Consider the following 19,070-nt stretch of genomic DNA (forward strand, 5'->3'; position numbering starts at 1 on the left):
CAGGGCCATCGTAACGGCGGGTCGGGACGTTGTCAAGGCGACGGAGTCGGCGGCTGTCGCCTTGCCCGACGCGGACCGATCCAGTATAGTGACCGATCTTCGGGCCGTGACGCGGGGGAGGTGACGGGCGCAGCGATGAAACGTGAAGCGACGAGAGCCGAGCAGTTGCGGGAGGTTCTGCGGCGGCGGATCGCCGTGCTGGACGGGGCGATGGGGACGATGATCCAGACCTATCGCCTCGACGAGGCGGCGTTCCGCGGGAACCGCTTCGCCGACCACCCGCGCGACCTGAAGGGCTGTAACGACCTCCTCTGCCTCACCCAGCCGCAGATCGTCGAGGAGGTGCATCGGGCCTATCTGGACGCCGGCGCCGACATCATCGAGACGAACACCTTCAACTCGACCCGCATCTCGATGGCGGACTACGGCCTGGAGCCGCTGGTCTACGAGCTGAACGCGGCCGGCGCGCGGCTCGCGCGCCGGGCGGCCGACGCGGTCACGGCCCAGGATCCCTCGCGGCCGCGCTTCGTCGCCGGTGCGATCGGACCGACCAACCGGACGGCCTCCATGTCGCCGGACGTGAACAACCCCGCCTTCCGCGCCGTCACGTTCACCGAGCTGGTCGAGGCCTACACGGAACAGGTCCGCGGTCTGCTCGACGGCGGCGCCGACGTGCTGCTGTGCGAGACCGTGTTCGACACGCTGAACCTCAAGGCCTGCCTCTTCGCGATCGACCGGCACTTCGAGGAGACCGGTCGGCGCGTGCCCGTGATGGTGTCGGTGACGATCACGGACCGCAGCGGCCGGACGCTCTCCGGGCAGACCGTCGAGGCCTTCTGGAACTCGATCGCCCACATGCCGCTGCTCAGCGTGGGCATCAACTGCGCCCTCGGCGCCAAGCAGATGCGCCCCTACGTGGCGGAGCTGGCGGAAATCGCGCCGGTCCTGCTGAGCTGCTATCCCAACGCCGGCCTGCCCAACGCCTTCGGCGGGTTCGATGAGACGCCGGAGATCATGGCCGCCGATCTCCGCGACTTCGCGCAGAGCGGATGGCTCAACCTCGCGGGCGGCTGCTGCGGGACCACCCCGGCGCACATCCGCGCGATCGCCGAGGCGGTGCGGGATTGTCCGCCGCGCACGCCCCCGACGCCCGAGCCCTGGCTGCGCCTCTCCGGCCTGGAGCCGCTCACGATCCGGCCGGGGATGAACTTCGTCAACATCGGCGAGCGGACGAACGTCACGGGCTCCCCGAAGTTCGCCAGGCTCATCCTCAACGGCGAGTACGAGGAAGCCCTGGCGGTCGCGCGCCAGCAGGTCGAGGGCGGCGCCCAGATCATCGACGTGAACATGGACGAAGGCCTGTTGGACTCCCGGGCGGCGATGCAGCAGTTCCTGCACCTGATCGCCTCGGAGCCGGACATCGCGCGCGTCCCGGTCATGATCGACAGCTCGAACTGGGACGTGATCGAGGCGGGGCTCCAGTGCGTCCAGGGCAAGCCGATCGTCAACTCGATCAGCCTGAAGGAGGGCGAGGCGACCTTCCTGCGCCACGCGCGGCTCGCGCGCCGCTACGGGGCCGCGGTCGTCGTGATGGCCTTCGACGAGCAGGGCCAGGCGGATCGGGAGGACCGCAAGGTCGCGATCTGCACGCGGGCCTACCGGCTGCTCACCGAGGTCGTGGGCGTGCCGCCGCAGGACATCATCTTCGACCCGAACGTCCTGACCGTCGCGACGGGGATCGAGGAGCACAACGACTACGCCCTCGCCTTCATCGGGGCGACGCGCCGGATCAAGGCGACCCTGCCGCTCTGCAAGGTCAGCGGCGGCATCAGCAACATCTCCTTCTCGTTCCGCGGCAACAACGTCGTGCGCGAGGCGATGCACTCGGTCTTCCTGTACCATGCGATCCGGGCCGGGCTGGACATGGGGATCGTCAACGCCGGCCAGCTCGCGGTGTACGAGGAGATCCCGAAGGACCTGCTGACGCTGGTCGAGGACGTCCTGCTCAACCGCCGGCCGGACGCCACCGAGCGCCTCGTCGCCTTCGCCGAGACCGTCAAGCAGCAGGACAAGGCGGCGGTCAAGGACGAGGCCTGGCGGCTGGGGACGGTCGAGGAGCGGCTCTCGCACGCGCTGGTCAAGGGGATCGTGGACCACATCGAGACGGACGTGGAGGAGGCGCGGCGCAAGTACGGCAAGCCCCTCGCGGTGATCGAGGGGCCGCTCATGGCGGGCATGAACATCGTGGGCGACCTGTTCGGCGCGGGCAAGATGTTCCTCCCGCAGGTGGTCAAGAGCGCCCGCGTGATGAAGAAGGCCGTGGCCTACCTCCTGCCCTTCCTGGAGGAGGAGAAGCTCGCCACGGGCGGGGGGCAGGCGCAGGGCCGGGTCCTGCTCGCCACGGTCAAGGGCGATGTCCACGACATCGGCAAGAACATCGTCGGCGTGGTCCTGGGCTGCAACAACTACGAGGTGATCGACCTCGGCGTGATGGTGCCCTGCGAGAAGATCCTCCAGACCGCGCGGGAGCGCAAGGCGGACATCATCGGCCTGAGCGGCCTCATCACGCCCTCGCTCGACGAGATGGTGCACGTCGCGCGCGAGATGGCGCGCGAGGGGTTCCACGTGCCGCTGCTCATCGGCGGCGCCACGACCAGCAAGGCCCACACGGCGGTGAAGATCGCCCCGGCCTACGAGCCGGGCGTCCTCCACGTGCTCGACGCCTCGCGGGCGGTCGGGGTCGTCGGCCGGCTCCTGAGCGCCGACGAGCGGGCGCGCTTCGTCGCGGACACGCGGCGGGAGCAGGAGGAGATGCGGCGCGCCCACGAGGCGGGGCGCACGACGCGGCGGCTGCTCACGCTGGCGGAGGCCCGGGCGCGCCGGGCCGTCTTCGACTGGGGGGCGGTGGACCGGCCCAGGCCCGCCTTCCTCGGCCTACGGGTCCTGGACCCCTTTCCGCTGGAGGACATCCTCCCGTTCATCGACTGGTCGCCCTTCTTCCACGCCTGGGAGCTGCGGGGGCGCTACCCGCAGATTCTGGAGGACCCCACGGTCGGGGCGAGGGCGAAGGAGCTGTTCGCCGACGCGCAGCGGCTGCTGGCGGAGATCGTCAAGGAGCGTCGGCTGACGGCGCGCGGCGTGTACGGCTTCTTCCCCGCCAACAGCGTCGGGGACGATATCGAGCTGTACCGGGACGAGTCGCGCATGGCGGTGCTGACGACGCTCCACACGCTGCGACAGCAGAGCGAGAAGCCGGAAGGGCAGCCGAACTTGGCGCTGGCCGACTACCTGGCGCCCCGCGAGACGGGGCTCGCGGACTACCTGGGGGCCTTCGCGGTGACGAGCGGGATCGGACTGGAGGACCTCTGCGCGCGGTTCGAGGCGGACCACGACGACTACGGCTCGATCATGGCCAAGGCGCTGGCGGACCGGCTGGCAGAGGGGTTTGCGGAATGCCTGCACCGGCAGGCCCGGCTGGATTGGGGCTACGGCGCCGGCGAGCACTTGACCCAGGAAGACCTGATCCGCGAGCGCTACCGCGGTATCCGGCCCGCCCACGGCTACCCCGCCTGTCCGGACCACACGGAGAAGCGGCTGCTCTTCGAGTTACTGGAGGCGGAGCGGCGCGTCGGCATCCGGCTGACGGAGAGCTACGCGATGTGGCCGGCCTCCTCGGTGAGCGGGCTGTACTTCGCCCATCCGGAGGCGCGCTACTTCGCCGTCGGCAAGATCGGCCGCGACCAGGTCGAGGACTACGCGAAGCGCAAGGGGATGGACGTGGCCGCCGTCGAGCGGTGGCTCGGGCCGAACCTGAACTACGAGCCGTGAGGGAGTGTTGAGTGGCGAGCCGGCAGAGTCCGGAACGCGCAACTCAACACGCTCGACTCCACGCTGGCCTTACCGGCAGGCGGCTTCCAGCGCCGGCTCCTCGGCAGGCGCGCCGGCCACCGCGGTCTGAAGGGCCGCCTCGATCCAGCCGTACCGTTCCTCGGCCCAGGCGTTGAAGGCCTCGGCGTCGGGAAACACCAGCTCCCAGGCCCGCACCGCGTCCAGTAGCAGGAGCTGGTGCGGGCGGTTCCCGCCGGGAAAATAGACCACCAGCACCGCCGAGTTGCCGATCAGGCTGATGTCCGTGAAGATGTGGATCATGGACGCGGCCGGGAGGGTCGCGGCCCGCGTCGCGGCCTCCACGATCGGGTGGTACACGCGCTGCAGGAACCGGGAGATCGCCTCGTAGGGGGCCTTGGCCTGATGCAGCCGCGGGTTCGGGGAGTCGCCGAACAGGTGCTCGGTGAAATAGTCGGCGGCTTCCCAGGTCGGCATCGCGCCCGACGCCACCAGGGCCTCGCAGAGGTAGCCGAGCCAGTTGCGGGACACACACGTCTTCATCGCGCAGTCCTCCTCCATGTCGAGGGGTTGACCGTCAAACCGTCTGGTGTCGAACCGGATTCAGGGTCTGGCAGGAGAGCCCAGAGGACCGACCGGCGTGAGTCGCGGCGGGACTGTACCAGGGAGGGGGGCGCGCTGTCAATCGAAATCCACGCCCGCCCGGCGGGGGCGGCGTGGCTCAGGCGGGCGGCTCATCGGGGTACCGCTGCCGGATGGCGACGATCTCCTCCAGGTCCGTCAGGAAGAGGTCGAGCAGCTCCGGGTCGAAGTGGCTGCCGCGGCGCGCCTTCATCAGGTCCACGGTCCGGTCGAGGGGGTAGGCGGGCTTGTAGGTGCGGCGGCTGCTGAGGGCGTCGAATGCGTCGGCGATGGCCGCGATGCGCCCCTCCAGCGGGATCGCCGTGCCCTCCAGGCCGCGGGGATAGCCCGTGCCGTCGAACTTCTCGTGGTGGGTCCATGCGATCGTGGCCGCCAGCTTCAGCAGGTCGGCCTCGGAGTCCGCCAGGATGCGGTAGCCGATCTCGGAGTGCTGGGCCATGATCTTGAACTCCTCGTCGGTGATCTTGCCGGGCTTGAGCAGGATGTGGTCGGGCGTGCCGAGCTTGCCGATGTCGTGCATGGGGCTCGCGATCCGGATCAGCTCGCAGCGGTCGGCGTCGAGCCCGTAGCGGCGGGCCAGGACGGCGCAGTACTGGCTCATGCGCTGGATGTGCTTGGCGGTCAGGTTGTCCCGGAACTCGGCCGCGATGGCCAGCCGCTTGACCGTCTCCTCCCGCGACTGCCGGACATCCCGCTCGGCGCGCTCCAGCCGGGCGATGGCGGCGCGGAGCTCCGCCGTGCGCGCGGAGACGGTCTGTTCGAGCTGCGCCCGATGGGCGCGGGTCTCGATTTCCAGCCGGCGCCGCCGCAGCGCGTTGACGACGTTGATGAGCACCTCGTTAGACTCGAAGGGCTTGATGATGTAGCCGTAGGCGCCGAGTTCCAGCGCGGTGGTGGCGAGCTGCGGGTTGTCCAGGCCGGTCACCATCACCGCCGCGGTGTCCTGGTAGGAGGCCAGGACGTGGGTCACGAGGTCCAGGCCGGACTCCCCCGGCATGTTCACGTCGCAGAGGATGAGGGCGAAGGGGCGCTCCCGCAGGCGGGTGCGCGCCTCGACGGCGTCGGCGGCCAGCGTGCAGGCGTAGCCGTAGCCTTCCAACAGCCGGCCCAGCATGGTCCGGATCGGGGCCTCGTCGTCGACGATGAGGATCCGCGGTGCTTCCATCGTCCCAGCCAGCGGCGCCGCCGGGCTGGGCCCGGGCACGCCGCGCTCGGTTGTAGCAGAAAGCCCCGGGGATTGAAAGTGCGGGGGCCGTTGCGCGCGGGACGCGGTTGCTTCTTTCCCGGCGGGAGCGTAGGCTGGCGTCGTGCCGTACCTCTTGCCCCACGAGGACCTTTTCGCCGCCGGGGTCGCCGCGCTGATCGTCGCGCTGCTGGCCGTGCGCGCGGCCGTCGCACGGCGCCGCGGACGGCCGCCGGCGGGCGGCACGGAGCCGTGAGGCGGCTCCGCGCGGTTTGATCTTTGTCCGTCCCTTTCCTATAATTCGGCCCTCGTCGAGTCCGGGAAGGAGTCCTACCGATGGAACGCGGCACGAGCCTCCTGCGCAAGGACGGGCGGCGAAACGACCAGGTCCGTCCCGTCACGATCACGAGGAACTTCATCAAACATGCCGAGGGATCGGTCCTGATCGAGATGGGCGGGACCCGGGTGATCTGCACGGCCTCGGTGGAGGAGAAGGTGCCGCCCTTTCTCAAGGAGAAGCGGCTGGGCTGGGTGACGGCGGAATACGCCATGATCCCCCGCGCCACTCACGAGCGGACCCCGCGAGAGGCCGTGCGGGGCAAGCAAGGCGGCCGGACGCTGGAGATCCAGCGGCTGGTCGGGCGCGCGCTCCGGGCGGTGACCGACCAGGCGGAGATGGGCGAGCGCACCATCTGGATCGACTGCGACGTGATCCAGGCCGACGGCGGCACCCGGACCGCCTCCATCACCGGAGCCTTCATCGCCCTGGCCGACGCCTTCGCGACGCTCAAGAAGCGGGACCTGATCAAGAAACGCCCGCTCACGGATTACCTGGCCGCCGTCAGCGTCGGCAAGGTCGGCGGCGAGGTGCTCGTGGACCTGGCCTACGAGGAGGACTCCATGGCCGAGGTGGACATGAACTTGGTTATGACCGGGGGGGGCCGGTTCGTCGAGGTGCAGGGCACGGCCGAGCGCCGGGCCTTCGCCAAGGCGGACCTGGACGCCTTCCTGGCCTCCGGCTGGCAGGCGATCCAGCGGCTCGTCGCGCTCCAGAAGGAGCTCATCGGGGACCTGGCGTGAAGGCGGAAGCCGTCGGCACGGAGGTGGTGCTGGCCACGCGGAATCGGGACAAGGGGCGCGAGCTGGCCGCGATTCTCGCGGGCGCCGGCGTCCGCATCCGCACGCTGGACGAATTTCCGGGCGCGCCGGAGGTCGTCGAGGACGGGGAGACCTGCGAGGCCAACGCGATCAAGAAGGCGCTGTCTGCCCTGCGGTTCACCGGCCTGCCCGCGGTGGCCGACGACACGGGTCTGATGGTGGACGCCCTGGGCGGCCGCCCCGGCGTCCACGCCGCCCGCTATGCCGGCGCGGGCGCGACCTACGAGGACAACTGGCGGAAGCTGCTCCGGGAACTGGAGGGCGTGCCCAGGGAGAAACGGACCGCGCGGTTCGTCACCATCGCCGCCCTGGCCCGGCCGGGCGAGCGCGTCGAGGTCATGGAGGGCGTCCTGGCCGGTCTGATCGCCGAGGCGCCGGCCGGCGCCGGCGGGTTCGGGTACGATCCGGTGTTCTGGGTCCCGGAGCTGGGCCGGACCCTGGCCGAGCTGGATCCGACGGAAAAGAACCGGGTCAGCCATAGGGCCAGGGCCTTCGCGAAGCTTAAGGAGCTCTTGAATTCGAAATAGGTGGGCGTCAACCTTCTATCGCCCGGGATGGACGTCGGCCCGTGCGATGGGTTCGCGAGCGTCTGTCGCAAGGTGATCACTGCCCGTGAACGAGCGAGGGACGTCGGGGCGTGGCGCAGCCCGGTAGCGCACCTGCTTTGGGAGCAGGGTGTCGGAGGTTCAAATCCTCTCGCCCCGACCACTCCACGCTAGCCTGGACCGGCCCGCTTCTAAGCGAGCGGGCCGGATCAGTACTCGCGAGACGATTGCGTCTGTAGCAATGCTTGCCATGCGGCGGCGCGCAGCTTTGTGCGCAGCTTTGCGCGCAGCTTTGGTTGTGCCGTCGCAGCCGTGCCGTTGAGTTCACCAGGCTGGGCCGCCGTACCGTCGAGTGAGCACGGCGGGGACGTTCCTCTTCCGTGAAGGCCGACCTCACCAGACGGATCATCATCAGGCGGTTCCGCCGCCGCCGGCTGCTGGCCATCGGCGCGGTCGTCGTCGGGCTGGTGGGCGGCCTGCTCCTCGCCTGGCTGATTCGACCCGAGGCCCACTACGACCCCGAGGCCAAGTGGACCTCGGTCCACTTCGAGATCGTCATCTTCTTCTTGGTGGCCGCGGCCTTCGTCGCCTTCACGACCTTCCGTTGTCCCAACTGCCAGAAGCTGCCCTGGGGCCGCGGCGGGGTCAGCCTCAACCCTAAGCGGTGCGGCGCCTGCAAGGTCCGCCTTGAGGAAGAGTGACCTTGCCTCGTCGCCTCGGCTCGTCTACACTGGCGCAGGCCCGGACCCTCCGTCCGGCGGACGCGCCCGTAGCTCAGTTGGATAGAGCACCAGCCTTCTAAGCTGGTTGTCGCTGGTTCGATTCCAGCCGGGCGCGCCATTTCCCCGGCCTCGCGAGGCTGTCCCCATGGACCCGGTCAGCGACCTCGGCGTGCTCCTCGGAAAGCTCGTCGCCCTCGCCCTCCTGCTCGCGGCGGTCGTCGCCTGGCTCGTGATCCTCGCCCGCCGGCGCGGGAAGCGGCTTCCTGCCTCGATCGCCGTCAGCGCGGTCGTGACCGTCGGCCTGGCGTCCCTCCTCATGCTGATCAACGGGGACGTGCTGCCCGCTCCGTCGGCGAAGGCGATGAACGGTCTGCGGGTGGCCGCCTGGCTGTCCGCTTCGTTCTTCCTCCTCAAAGTCCTCGACCTCGTCCTGATCGGCGAATACCTCGTCGAGCGGCGGGGCGCGCACGTGCCGCAGGTGGTCCGGACCCTGATCCTGGGGGCCGGCCTGGTGGCGGCCGGCCTCGTGATCCTGGAGGTCGTGCTGCACATCAACCCGGTCGCGCTGGTGGCCGTGCCCACGGTCGCGACCGCCGTGGTGGGCGTGGCGCTGCGCGACACGCTGGTCCGATTCTTCTCCGGCATTTCCCTGGGGAAGATGATCCGCGTGGGCGACTGGGTGTCCGTCCTGGACCGCGAGGGGGTCGTGACCGAGATCAGCTTCAGCCACGTCACGATCATGACGCGGCAGCAGGATCTGGTCATCATGCCGAACGACACCGTCGTCCGCTCCTCGGTCATCAACTACAGCCGCGCGCCCGCCCATCTCAGCGAGATCTCGGTCGAGGTCGCGGACGGCGCTCCGCCCGCGGTGGTCTGTGGCCTGCTCACGGAGGCGGCCGCGGCCGTGGAGGGGGTGCGCAGGGAGCCCAAGCCGGAAGCGATCCTCAACGCCTTCACCGCGTTGGGCGTGGAGTACCGGCTGAGGTTCGCGGTCCGGGACTACGGGCGCGCGCCCCACATCGAGGGCGAGGTGCGGACCTACGTCTGGCACGCGCTCCGCCGTCTGGGCCTACGGCTCGTTTCGCCCCGCATGGCGGTGCTGATGGAGGAGCCGGCCAAGGTCGCCGGGAAGGTGGACGAGGCCGATCGGTTCGCGTCCTTCCTCGTCGGCCTCGACTTCGTCCGTGCCCTCTCGCCCGAGCAGGTCCAGATACTGGCGCGCGGAGCCCGGGCGCAGGAGTATTTGCCGGGCGAGAAGATCGTCCGCCAGGGAGACCCCGGCGAGGAACTGTTCGTCATCCTGGAGGGCAGCGCGGATGTCGTGCTGGAACACGAGGGCGAGGAGAAGGTCCTGACCACCCTGCAGGACGGGCAGTTCTTCGGGGAGATTTCGCTCCTGACGGGCGAGCCGCGCTCGGCCACCGTGGTCGCCAAGACGCCCCTGCGGGTGATGGTGCTGGGAAAGCAGACACTGAGCGAGATCATCCTCGATCAGCCGGACCTGATCGAGAAGATCGGCGAGTTGGTGGCGGCCCGTCGGGTGCAGAGTGCGGCGCTGCGTCAGCAGATGACCCAGGAACATGCGAAGCAGACGATGGAGAAGGAAACCCGCTCCCTCGTCGCTCGCATCCAGCGGTTTTTCCGCGGCAAGCCTGCCCCCGCCCGGCCGGGCGACCCCTAACCCGCCGACCGTCGTCTTTGGGCGGTTCGGTTACCCCGTCGAGTCCGACTGCATCCCGCCTTCTGCCTGCTCCGCGGCGATGGTGTCCGCGAGCCGCTCCAGATCCGCCGACGCGGCGGCCAGCCGCAAGAAGCGGGCCGGGCTTCCGCCTCCGCCGGGGGGCCCCGTGCCCTCGGCCTGCGCCCGATCGGGACGGCTCGTCGGCGGGCCGGCCTGCTGGTCCACCTCGGCAAGGACGTCCTCGGTGGTGCGGATGAGGGACCGGAGACTGCGCTGGCCGGAGCGCTGGACGGGCGGGTGCGCGGCGGGCGGTGCCGGCTGGGCGGCCGGCTCAAGCGGCGCGGGAGGCGGGGGCGCGGTCGGTGGCTGTGCGGAGGGCGGTGGAGGGGACGGGGGAAGAGAGGAGGGAGGCGGGGAGGGAGACGGGGCGTGACGGAGGGCGGTCGGGCCTACCCCCTGGGGGCGGCGAGGGGACACCTTGGGCGACGCCTTCGACGCGGCCGACGGGCGGTGCGGCGCCAGCTGGTCGCGGACCTGCTCGACCAAAAGGAACAGCGCGGCCGTCACCGCGGCGCCCAGGGCGGTGAGGGCCAACACGAGGACCGCCGCCCGGCGCACGACCGCGCGGGCTACCGGGTCGCCCATCCACCGGGCGGCTTGGCCGGGCGGTGCGGCGTGGAGCAGGAGCGCGAGGCCGATGGCCAAGCCGATGGCCGCGCCGGCGGCGGCGCCGCGTCCGAGAGGAGTATCGGGAAGATACCAAGGTGTCCGACTTGACGACGGCATGGCTTGCCCGCTGCTTTGCCCCGGAGCGAGACCGTTACGGGGGCGCACTATAGCACGGGCGTTGCTCGTGTTGAAGGGGGAGACACGGGTCTTCCCCTAGTGTGTGGGCCACCTTTTCTCGGGAACCGGGACCAGGCAAGACCAAGGACCTGCGCTCCATCAGGGCGTCGGTCCGACCGAGCCGGCCGGCGCAGAGCCGCCCGCCGCCGGCACGGCCGTCCCGTCACAGCGGCCGCAGTCCGGAGTGGCCCGACTTATCTTCTTTCGGTTCGGCCGAAGGAGTCTCGGGCAGGAGAGCGGGCTGGGGACGTTCCTCGGGCGTGGCGCGCAGGGTCTGGCGGGAGCCGTTCCGGATGATGACCAGCTCCACGGCCTGGCCGACCTTCAGGCTTTTGAATGCGGTCAGGTACTGTTCCGGCGTCTGCATCTCCACCCCGTTGACGGAGCGGACGATGTCGCCGCCGAGCACCCAGGGCTCGCCCTCCACGGTGACGTTCAAGTCGCCGCCGCGCAGCCCGGCCTTGTCGGCCGGGCTCCCGGCCTCCACCTCCTCGACGATCAGCCCCTTCGTCAGGGGCAGGGCGAAGAGCGTGACGATCTCGTCGGACAAGAGCTTGCCGCGGAAGCCCAGCCAGGGGCGGATGACGCGCCCGTTGGCGCGCAGCTCCCCGGCCACCTCCTTGGCGACGTTGATGGGGATGGCGAAGCCGATGTTCTGGGCCCCCATCAGCATGGCGGTGTTGATCCCGATCACCCGCCCGTCCAGGTCCACGAGCGGGCCGCCGCTGTTGCCGGGGTTGATCGGTGCGCTGGTCTGGATGATCCGCTCCTGGAACGCGCGGCCCGCCTCCGGCATCCGGCCGAAGCCGCTGATCACGCCCGTCGTCAGCGCATAGCCGAGCCCGAAGGGATGGCCGATGGCCATGACCTCCTGGCCGATGTCCACCCGGTCCGAGTCGCCCAGCGAGACGGTCGCGTGGAAGCCCTTCGGCAGGACGACGCGGAGCAGGGCCAGGTCGGTCTCGGCGTCCATGCCGATCAAGGCGGCCGGCAGGCGCGTGTTGTCGTGGAGCATGACGGTGACCTTGGCCGCCCCGGCCACGACGTGGGCGTTGGTGAGGATGGTGCCCTCCTGGTCCAGGATCACGCCGGAGCCGATGCCGCCGTACACCCCGGCCGGATGGTGCGGCTTGGTGACGTAGGCCGACGTGATGAACACGGTCGCCCCCGCCACCTTCTTGTAGGTCTGGGCGACGGACTCCTGGATCTTGACCTCCTTCTTCGGAGGAGGCGGCGCGGCCTGCAGCTCGAGGTCCGGACAGGCGGCGGCGAACAACGGAAGCAGGAGCAGCAGGCCTCGGAGCGTTCGGGACAGGGACATGGATGCAGCCTCCTTGCTTGGAATCGGGTGGACTCTTCTACCACAACGGGCGGGTTCGGGGCAGGGGGATGTCGGGCGCGGTCACAGCTCGAGCTGGACCCGCATCTCGGCGGTCACCGTGCAGCCCCGCAGGAACGACAGGCCGCTTCCCCAGGCGGCGGCCGCCTGGCGGTAGTAGAACAGCAGGCAGGAGCGGAAGACCGGCGCGGCGACGAGGCGGGCGCCCTCCTCCGGCCCCCTGACCTCGATCGGCGGGTCGGCCCCCTCCCATTCGGCCTGATGGATGAGGTCCACGAAGAGGCCGGGCCGGCCGGCTCCCTCAAGATCCAGGTCGAAGTAGAGCCGCGAGCCGATCAGGCCCTCGCCGGCGGCGCACTCCGGGGCGTTGAGGACGCAGCGCGTGAACGTGACCGTGGCGACCGGCACGGCGGCTACCGTAGCTCCCGCAGGCCGCGGCGCCACTGGTCCGGCGGAATGGGATCGCCGGTCCAGAGGCCGCGCTTGGCGGCCCTGGCCTCCGCTTCCAGGCCCGAGAGGATCGGGTCCGCGGACTGTTTCCGGTACCACCAGGCCAGCCCCGCGCGCAGGAGCGCGTAATTGAGGTTCTGTCCGTCCGGGAGCTTCACCTCGACGAGCCGGCGGCCGGAGAAGTCGCGCTTCACCGTCTTGACCGTCACGTCCTTGCCCAGGGCCTGGGCGCTCGTGAACTCCCGCGCCTCCCGGCCGAAGGGCTGGTCCAGCTCCGGGCAGTCGACCCCGTTCAGGCGGACCGGCGTCTCCTGCCCGTCCCGGAGCACCGTCAGGCTGTCGCCTTTCGCCACGGCGACGACCCGGCCGGCGAATTCCTCCGCGCCGGCGGGCGCCGTCGAGACGAGCCAGGCGGTCACGCAGGCCAGTCCGAGGCACAGTCCGATCCGCTCCATCGCCGACCTCCCGTCCGACGGGCCAGCTTACCAGGAAGGGACCGTGCGGGCCAAGCCGTTCTTCGGGGGCGCGGCGACCCGCTGGAGATCGGTGGCCGTACGTACGCCATTCGGCGTAGGCCGCATCCCGGAGAGGCCCTTGCCTTCCTCCGACACCGGGCGTAGGCTCCTTCGGGGCGGCGGGCGACCTCGTGCCGCCCGCGTCCCACAACCCGAGCCCCGGGAGGTCCGCGATGGAGCCCAACGTCAGCGCGCGGCGCGTCCTGATCCTCCTGGTGACGGTCCTGGTGGGGGTGCCGGTGGGGCTGGCACTGGTCGGCCTCCTGCTCCTGCTGCTGTGGACCCACGGGAGCAACCTGGCCGATCGCCTGAGCCTGGAGGCCCCGGCCGCGCCGTCGGCCGAGGTGCTCCCCCAGCCGCCGCTGCCGGGGGATGAGGCCTTCCCAACGCTCCTGGCCATCGCCGAGCCGCTGCACAAGGCCGCCGGCGAGCAAGGCATCCTGAAATCGGGCTGCTACGCGGCGCATCCGATCCCGCCCCCCTGCGTGGACTGGCTCGCGTCACAGGCCGGGACGTTGAAGGCGCTGGACGAGTGGCTGGCCGGCCCCTCGCCCTACAAGCTCGCGCGGCCCGCCGACCTCGGTCCGCGAGGGCGCTTGCTGGTCGAGCGCTTCACGGCGGACGCCCCGGTCCCGAACTTCATCGCCTTTCAGACGCTGGCAAGGCTGCTCGCGGTGCGCGCCATGACGGCCATGGACGCCGGCGATGGCGCGACGGCGCTCAAGGCCCTGCGCACCCTCTTCGCCCTGGCCGACTTCCTGACGCAGAACCCGATCCTGATCTCCCAGATGGTGGGCTATGCGGTAGAGCGGATCGGGCTGGGGGCGATCCTGCGCGCGGCCGGTCCCCGCGCCCCCCTGGAAGACCTCGACGCGGCGCTGCCGGACCCGACGGGCGGCGTGGCGGCGCTGCGCCGGAGCTATCAGGTCGAGCAGGTCGTGGCCTCCAACAGCTTCGACGACGCCGCGGTGACCGGACTGGCGGAAGGCTATCAGGTCTGGCTGGCGAAGGGCCTGGGCGTCTACAGCGGCGAGGTGACCTGGCGGCGCTTCCGGGCCGAGCACCGCGCCCTGGTCGCGCATCTGGAGGGCAAGGCTTTGGGGACCGCCTTTTACGTCCCCGCCGACCCGCGGGCCTGCGCCCCCGAGCCGGAGGACCTGGCCGCGAAGCTGCGGACGCTGCCGAACCGCCTGGGCCGGAACGCCTTCTGCGGGGCCGACTGGGCCAGGTTCACGGCCCTGTACGGCGCCACCGTGGATGCCGTGGCGGCGACCCGCGTGGCGCTCGCCGCCCGGCGGTACCACCGGGACCGGGGGAGCTGGCCGGGACAGGAGACCGACCTGGTGCCGGCCTACCTCAAGGCCTGGCCCGTCAGCGTGCTCGACGGCCAGCCGATGCGCTGGACCGCCGACCGGAGCGGGATCGAGCTGTTGGATGTGGATGGGAAGAGTCCGTGTACGGGGAACCCCGCCGTGCCCTGTCCGGCGCGCTTCGCGCCGTCATGACGAGCCGGCCTGTAGCCATGGGAGGTGTTCGATGGCCGACAAGCAGACCCTGATCCTGGTGGTGCTGGACGAGAGCGGGTCCATGGGGGTGAAGCAGGGCGACGTGATCGGCGGGTTCAACCGGTTCCTGCGCGATCAGCAGCGACTACCCGACCCCTGCCGTCTCGGGATCGTCACGTTCAACACGACGGTGACGCGCGCGCTGGCGCCGCGCCCGATCGCCGAGGTGCCGCCGCTGGATGCGCAGACCTACGTGCCGGGCGGGAACACGGCCCTCCTGGATGCGGTGGGGACGAGCGTCGCCATCGCGGGCGAGCACCGGCGGGAGGGCGAGCGTGTCCTGATGTTGATCATCACCGACGGCGAGGAGAATTCGTCCACGGAGCTGACGCTCGCGCAGGTGCGGGACCTGATCGCACGGAAGGAGGCGGAGGGCTGCTGGACCTTCGCCTACCTCGGCGTCGAGCCGGAGCAGTGGGCGGACAGGATGGGCGTGGGGCGCGGCGGCAGCGCTCAGTACCTGGCAGACGATCCCACGGTCTCGTTCTCGCTGATGAGCGACGCCACGAGGTCGTTCCGCCTCTCGGACGCGATGCAGAGCCGGGAATTCTACGGGCAGGAGGACGACCAGACGCCGCAGACGTGAGCCGCGCGAGGGCGGTGCCGGAACCATGAACGGGGACGTGGAGTCCTTGCTCGATCGGGCCAGGGCGTGCGAAGAGGCCGGCGACGTGGGCGGCGCCGGCGGTCTGCTCCATGAGGCGCTCATGGCCCGTGTCGAGCGCGAGAGCTACGAGGGGCTCCTCTCCCTGCCCAGAAACCGACCGGCGAGGCCCGGCACGGGCCGCGCCTCTGCCGGTCCGGCTCGAGGATGTGCCCTTGCCGGAAGAGATTCGCGACTGGATCGTGACCGAGGGGAAGACCGCCGGGTGGGTCCTGCTCAGGCAGGGGTCGCTGGGGATTCGCGAGGCCGAGGAGCGGCTCGGTGGGAGAGGGGAGCGGTGTCGAAGTGTCGGAAACGATTGGTGCCCCCGACACGATTTGAACGTGCGACCCGCGGTTTAGGAAGTCTACGTGGCCCAACGCTCGCCGAAACGGAACCAACCCAGAGCAACCTAGCACAAGCTGCAACCTCGCAGGAGACCGAGGAAGGCGGGGCTATGCCTGGTGAAACCGACCCCGGCGACACCGAGGGGTCAGTCTAGTTTGTGGCCTGGTCCGGTAGCAGGCAGGTAGCACACTTCGGCCGTTCACCGTGGCCGTCCTGACCTGCGGTTTGATGATTCGCTCCTATGGGAAAACATGCCAAGAATCCAGGCGTTAGAGGCCCTGCTACCACGGCGCTACCCGTGGACATGAGGGACGCGGGCGCGGTGTCGCGGCCCTCGACCCGGCAAACGCACGGCATTGGGCTGCTCAAGCGGGCGGTAAAGACCCTCGGTAGCCGCACGATCGACCGCCGAACGAGCCTCGGCAAGGCGCTGACGGCGTGGCGGGGCGAGCTGATCGCGGACTTGGGCGGCGAGGCGGCGATCTCGACACAGGAGCGGGCGATCGTGGAGCTGGCCGTCAAGACCAAGCTCCTGCTCGACAGCGTGGACGCCTGGCTCCTCACGCATCCGCCGCTGGTCCATGCCCGGAAGCGGGCGTTGTACCCCGTGGTCCGCGAGCGCGTGCAGCTCAGCGATGCCTTGAGTCGCTATTTGGCCCAGCTCGGGCTGACGCGGCGGGCCCGGCCCAGCCTGGACCTGGCCGACTACCTGGCGCGGCGGGATGGGGCGGGCCGGGTGGAGGCCGGGGCGCCGGCCGGGGAGGAGGGCGCGGGCCCATGACCCCGCTCAGGCTGCGCCTCTGGCTGACGCGGTGGTGGCACGCTGGCGCGGGGGCGCTCATGGAACCGACCGCCCTGCTGCTCCTGGCCGGGCTCTTGGCCCTGGCGCCGAGGGGGTAAGGCCACCATGGCGCGGACCCCGCCGATGCCGACCATCATCGACGTGCTGAACGACCCGGTCTTGTTCCGGGACCTCTTCCCGGCGACCACCTGGCAGGCGTGGCGGGCGTTTCTGGCGGCCGTCTTCGGCCTGCCGATGCCGCCGGCGGCGGAGGCGGTGTGCCGCCGCTGGACGGGCCGGTCGCGCGTCCCCCAGCGCCCGGCGCGGGAGGCGTGGGTGATCGTCGGACGCCGGGGCGGCAAGAGTCGGATCACGGCGCTCCTGGCGGTCTACGTGGCGTGCTTCCGGGACTACCGCCGCACGCTGACCCAGGGCGAGCGCGGCGTCGTCATGCTGATCGCCTCGGACCGGAAACAGGCCCGCGTGCTCAAGGGCTACGTCGCCGGGCTCCTTCGGGCCGTGCCGATGCTGGCGCGGCTGATCGAGCACGAAACGACGGAATCCCTCACCCTCACCAACCGGGTGGTCATTGAAGTGCACACGGCCTCGTTCCGGGCGGTGCGCGGCTATACCGTCGTCGCGGCGATCTTGGACGAGATCGCCTTCTGGCCGGTGGAGGATGCGGCCAATCCGGACACGGAAATTTTGACGGCCCTCCGTCCGGCCATGGCGACGGTGCCGGGGGCGCTCTTGGTGGCGATTTCGTCGCCTTACGCGCGACGGGGGGAGCTGTGGCGGGCGTACCGGGACCACTTCGGTCGGGACGATGATCCGGTATTGGTCTGGCAGGCGGACACCCTGACCATGAATCCGACCGTCCCGCCGCACGTGATCGCGGCGGCCTACGAGGCGGACGAGGCCAGCGCGGCGGCCGAGTATGGGGCGCAATTCCGGCGCGACGTGGACGCCTTCGTCCCGCGCGACGCGGTGGAGGCCTGCGTGATCCCTGGCCGGCGCGAGCTGGCCCCGGCACCCCAGACCCGGTACTGGGCCTTCGTGGACCCCTCGGGGGGGGCGCAGGACAGTTTCACGCTGGCGATTGCCCACCACGAGCCGGGTCTGGCGGTCCTGGACCTCGTGCGGGAGGTGACGCCACCCCTGAGCCCGGAGCAGACCGTCGCGACGTTTGCGGACCTCCTTCGGTCCTACGGCATCACGTCGGTCTCGGGGGACCGGTACGCGGGCGAGTGGCCGCGAGAACGATTCCGGGCGCACGGGGTCCGCTATGAGCCGGCGGAGCGGCCGAAGTCGGACCTCTACCGGGACCTGCTCCCGTTGGTGAACTCGGGCCGGGTCGCCTTGCTCGATCATCCCCGGTTGATCGCCCAGCTCTGCGGCTTGGAGCGGCGGACGGCGCGGGGGGGCCGGGATTCGATTGACCATGCCCCCGGCCAGCACGACGACGTGATCAACGCGGCGGCGGGGGCGCTGGTGCTGGCTCACACCCAGGGGGCGCGCCAGGCCGTCGCGCATCTCTGGTGGGGGCCCGACCCCTCGCCAGCGAGCGCGGGGGAGCCCGCCTCACGGGAGCCCGCACCGGAGGACCGCCAACTGCGCCGCGTGTACGGCCCATGGCTCGGCGCGCCGGCCGACCTGCCCCTCACCTGCGCCATGTGCGGCGGGTTCGACCCGACGACGGGGACCTGCCGGACGCGGCGCCTGGTCACGCAGGCGACCTACCCCGCCTGCGAGGCCTATGAGGTCACGCCGGAGGAGGTGACGCCATGACGCAGCGCCACCCCCTCGATCCCCCGTCGGAAGGGTGTGGCCGGCTCGTCGGGCGACGCGCGCATCTGCCCCAGGCACGACGATCGCCGACCGACGCGACCCGGAGGTCGGGCCGGAGGCGCGCTCCCGCCCCACCGTCGGCGCGGCTCCCCGGCGCGTCCTACGCGCGTGAGGGGGGAGGGGGTGGCCCGATTCCTAGAGACCGTGCCGTCTCCCCGCCGGTGACGTGATGGGGCGATGGCCGCAGATCACGGTCAAGCAAGCGGCGCGCCGGCTAGGGGTCAGTCGGCAGACCATCTATCGCATGCTGGCGCGCGGCGACCTGAAGCCGGTCTGCCTCACCCCGCGGCGGTATGCCGTGCTCTTGTCGTCCCTGGAAGCATTGGAGGCCCGGATCGAATGGCAAAACAGTCAATTCGCCAGGCAGCCCGCCCCGCCCCTGAAAACCGATCGGTGGCTGTACCCCCCGACACACGCTGTTGACACGGGGGCGGAGTGAGAGTAGGATGCGCCCGGTCAGTGGGTGCTCTGCCCCGAGAAGTCAGAGACTAGTTGGGCCAGTAGCACCCGGACGCGCGCCGCGCCCGGTCAGTGGGTGCTCTGCCCCGAGCAGTCAGAGACCGCCCGCAGCCTTCCACGGCTCCGATGCCGTGGCCCCATGAGAGCCTGCGACTGCCTGCGTGTCCCTCGTCACTCATCGTCCCGACGGCCGCTCCGCTGACGCGGAGGCGCGTCGTCCCGCTCAGAGATCGAGCATGATCATCGGGTAGGTCTGCAATGGCGGGTCGGACGGTGCCTTCGCTGCGCGAGCGCGTGAGACCGTCCGAACGATAGGGCGGCTCTCGGGTGGTGGCGGGTCACTCGTCGCGCCATCCCGCCTCGCGCGACGGCTCCGAATCTGCTGGAGGATGGCGTCGAACGCGATCTCGTAGATCAGCGGCACGTCCGGCTCCTCGGGTGCGTTCGGCGCGTCGGGTGCCTGGTGCAGCGGTCGCCCCTCCCTCGTGCTCATCGG

The 19,070-nt window shown here is 70.7% G+C and carries 19 protein-coding genes and 2 tRNA genes; 14 read left to right on the top strand and 7 right to left on the bottom strand.

The annotated features are described in order from the left end of the window. Positions 1–135 precede the first annotated feature (135 nt). Positions 136–3,828 carry a methionine synthase gene (metH, locus tag AC1U7O_RS11895; RefSeq protein WP_479894994.1) on the top strand — a complete coding sequence of 1,231 codons (3,693 nt, stop codon included), beginning with the start codon at positions 136–138 and terminating at the stop codon, positions 3,826–3,828. Positions 3,829–3,897: 69 nt separating this feature from the next. On the opposite strand, the gene AC1U7O_RS11900 is transcribed toward metH, so the two are convergent. Together AC1U7O_RS11900 and AC1U7O_RS11905 are read right to left on the bottom strand one after the other, a co-directional pair. After that, on the bottom strand, positions 3,898–4,389 hold the full coding sequence (locus tag AC1U7O_RS11900) for a hypothetical protein (RefSeq protein ID WP_479894995.1): 492 nt from the start codon (positions 4,387–4,389) through the stop codon (positions 3,898–3,900). A 178-nt stretch (positions 4,390–4,567) separates the two neighbouring features. Further along, positions 4,568–5,653, bottom strand: a complete 1,086-nt coding sequence (locus AC1U7O_RS11905) for a response regulator (RefSeq protein WP_479894996.1) — start codon at positions 5,651–5,653, stop codon at positions 4,568–4,570. A gap of 142 nt (positions 5,654–5,795) precedes the next feature. Here AC1U7O_RS11905 and AC1U7O_RS11910 point away from each other — a divergent pair, with 142 nt between their 5' ends. The 7 genes from AC1U7O_RS11910 to AC1U7O_RS11940 all read left to right on the top strand — a co-directional run bounded on the left by AC1U7O_RS11910 (position 5,796) and on the right by AC1U7O_RS11940 (position 9,780). Next, on the top strand, positions 5,796–5,927 hold the full coding sequence (locus AC1U7O_RS11910) for a hypothetical protein (RefSeq protein WP_479894997.1): 132 nt from the start codon (positions 5,796–5,798) through the stop codon (positions 5,925–5,927). A gap of 80 nt (positions 5,928–6,007) precedes the next feature. Further along, positions 6,008–6,751: a ribonuclease PH gene (gene rph, locus AC1U7O_RS11915; protein ID WP_479894998.1), complete on the top strand. Its 744-nt coding sequence runs from the start codon at positions 6,008–6,010 to the stop codon at positions 6,749–6,751. Continuing rightward, the gene (locus AC1U7O_RS11920; RefSeq protein WP_479894999.1) at positions 6,748–7,356 is read left to right on the top strand and encodes an XTP/dITP diphosphatase; all 609 of its coding nucleotides are present in this window, start codon (positions 6,748–6,750) and stop codon (positions 7,354–7,356) included. Before rph ends, AC1U7O_RS11920 begins: the two co-directional genes overlap by 4 nt. Before the next feature lie 104 nt (positions 7,357–7,460). Beyond that, positions 7,461–7,537 (top strand) — tRNA-Pro (locus tag AC1U7O_RS11925). A gap of 217 nt (positions 7,538–7,754) precedes the next feature. Then, positions 7,755–8,075: a hypothetical protein gene (locus AC1U7O_RS11930; RefSeq protein ID WP_479895000.1), complete on the top strand. Its 321-nt coding sequence runs from the start codon at positions 7,755–7,757 to the stop codon at positions 8,073–8,075. A 62-nt stretch (positions 8,076–8,137) separates the two neighbouring features. Next, positions 8,138–8,214, top strand: a tRNA-Arg gene (locus tag AC1U7O_RS11935). 27 nt (positions 8,215–8,241) lie between these two features. Then, positions 8,242–9,780: a cyclic nucleotide-binding domain-containing protein gene (locus AC1U7O_RS11940; protein ID WP_479895001.1), complete on the top strand. Its 1,539-nt coding sequence runs from the start codon at positions 8,242–8,244 to the stop codon at positions 9,778–9,780. Positions 9,781–9,810: 30 nt separating this feature from the next. Here the strand turns inward: AC1U7O_RS11940 and AC1U7O_RS11945 are convergent, their stop codons facing one another. From AC1U7O_RS11945 to AC1U7O_RS11960, 4 genes are all read right to left on the bottom strand, one after another. Then, a complete protein-coding gene (locus AC1U7O_RS11945; protein WP_479895002.1) occupies positions 9,811–10,485 on the bottom strand; it encodes a hypothetical protein in 675 nt (224 codons plus the stop codon). A gap of 304 nt (positions 10,486–10,789) precedes the next feature. Continuing rightward, on the bottom strand, positions 10,790–11,947 hold the full coding sequence (locus AC1U7O_RS11950) for a S1C family serine protease (RefSeq protein WP_479895003.1): 1,158 nt from the start codon (positions 11,945–11,947) through the stop codon (positions 10,790–10,792). A gap of 81 nt (positions 11,948–12,028) precedes the next feature. After that, the gene (locus tag AC1U7O_RS11955) at positions 12,029–12,373 is read right to left on the bottom strand and encodes a hypothetical protein (RefSeq protein WP_479895004.1); all 345 of its coding nucleotides are present in this window, start codon (positions 12,371–12,373) and stop codon (positions 12,029–12,031) included. A 5-nt stretch (positions 12,374–12,378) separates the two neighbouring features. Next, positions 12,379–12,870: a thermonuclease family protein gene (locus tag AC1U7O_RS11960; protein ID WP_479895005.1), complete on the bottom strand. Its 492-nt coding sequence runs from the start codon at positions 12,868–12,870 to the stop codon at positions 12,379–12,381. Positions 12,871–13,103: 233 nt separating this feature from the next. Between AC1U7O_RS11960 and AC1U7O_RS11965 the strand changes: the two genes are divergently transcribed. From AC1U7O_RS11965 to AC1U7O_RS11990, 6 genes are all read left to right on the top strand, one after another. After that, the gene (locus tag AC1U7O_RS11965; protein ID WP_479895006.1) at positions 13,104–14,435 is read left to right on the top strand and encodes a hypothetical protein; all 1,332 of its coding nucleotides are present in this window, start codon (positions 13,104–13,106) and stop codon (positions 14,433–14,435) included. 31 nt (positions 14,436–14,466) lie between these two features. Then, positions 14,467–15,081 (top strand): vWA domain-containing protein, encoded by a 615-nt coding sequence (locus AC1U7O_RS11970; protein WP_479895007.1) that lies wholly within the window; start codon positions 14,467–14,469, stop codon positions 15,079–15,081. A 703-nt stretch (positions 15,082–15,784) separates the two neighbouring features. After that, entirely contained in the window at positions 15,785–16,267 is a 483-nt protein-coding gene (locus AC1U7O_RS11975; protein WP_479895008.1) for a hypothetical protein, read from the top strand. Beyond that, positions 16,264–16,386 (top strand): hypothetical protein, encoded by a 123-nt coding sequence (locus tag AC1U7O_RS11980; RefSeq protein ID WP_479895009.1) that lies wholly within the window; start codon positions 16,264–16,266, stop codon positions 16,384–16,386. Before AC1U7O_RS11975 ends, AC1U7O_RS11980 begins: the two co-directional genes overlap by 4 nt. Before the next feature lie 7 nt (positions 16,387–16,393). Beyond that, on the top strand, positions 16,394–18,055 hold the full coding sequence (locus AC1U7O_RS11985; RefSeq protein ID WP_479895010.1) for a hypothetical protein: 1,662 nt from the start codon (positions 16,394–16,396) through the stop codon (positions 18,053–18,055). A 229-nt stretch (positions 18,056–18,284) separates the two neighbouring features. Further along, positions 18,285–18,554, top strand: coding sequence for a helix-turn-helix transcriptional regulator (locus tag AC1U7O_RS11990; RefSeq protein WP_479895011.1), 270 nt, complete (start codon positions 18,285–18,287; stop codon positions 18,552–18,554). A gap of 243 nt (positions 18,555–18,797) precedes the next feature. On the opposite strand, the gene AC1U7O_RS11995 is transcribed toward AC1U7O_RS11990, so the two are convergent. Continuing rightward, a complete protein-coding gene (locus AC1U7O_RS11995) occupies positions 18,798–18,998 on the bottom strand; it encodes a hypothetical protein (protein ID WP_479895012.1) in 201 nt (66 codons plus the stop codon). Positions 18,999–19,070: the final 72 nt, after the last annotated feature.

It is taken from the genome of Candidatus Nitrospira neuquenensis, assembly GCF_979578155.1.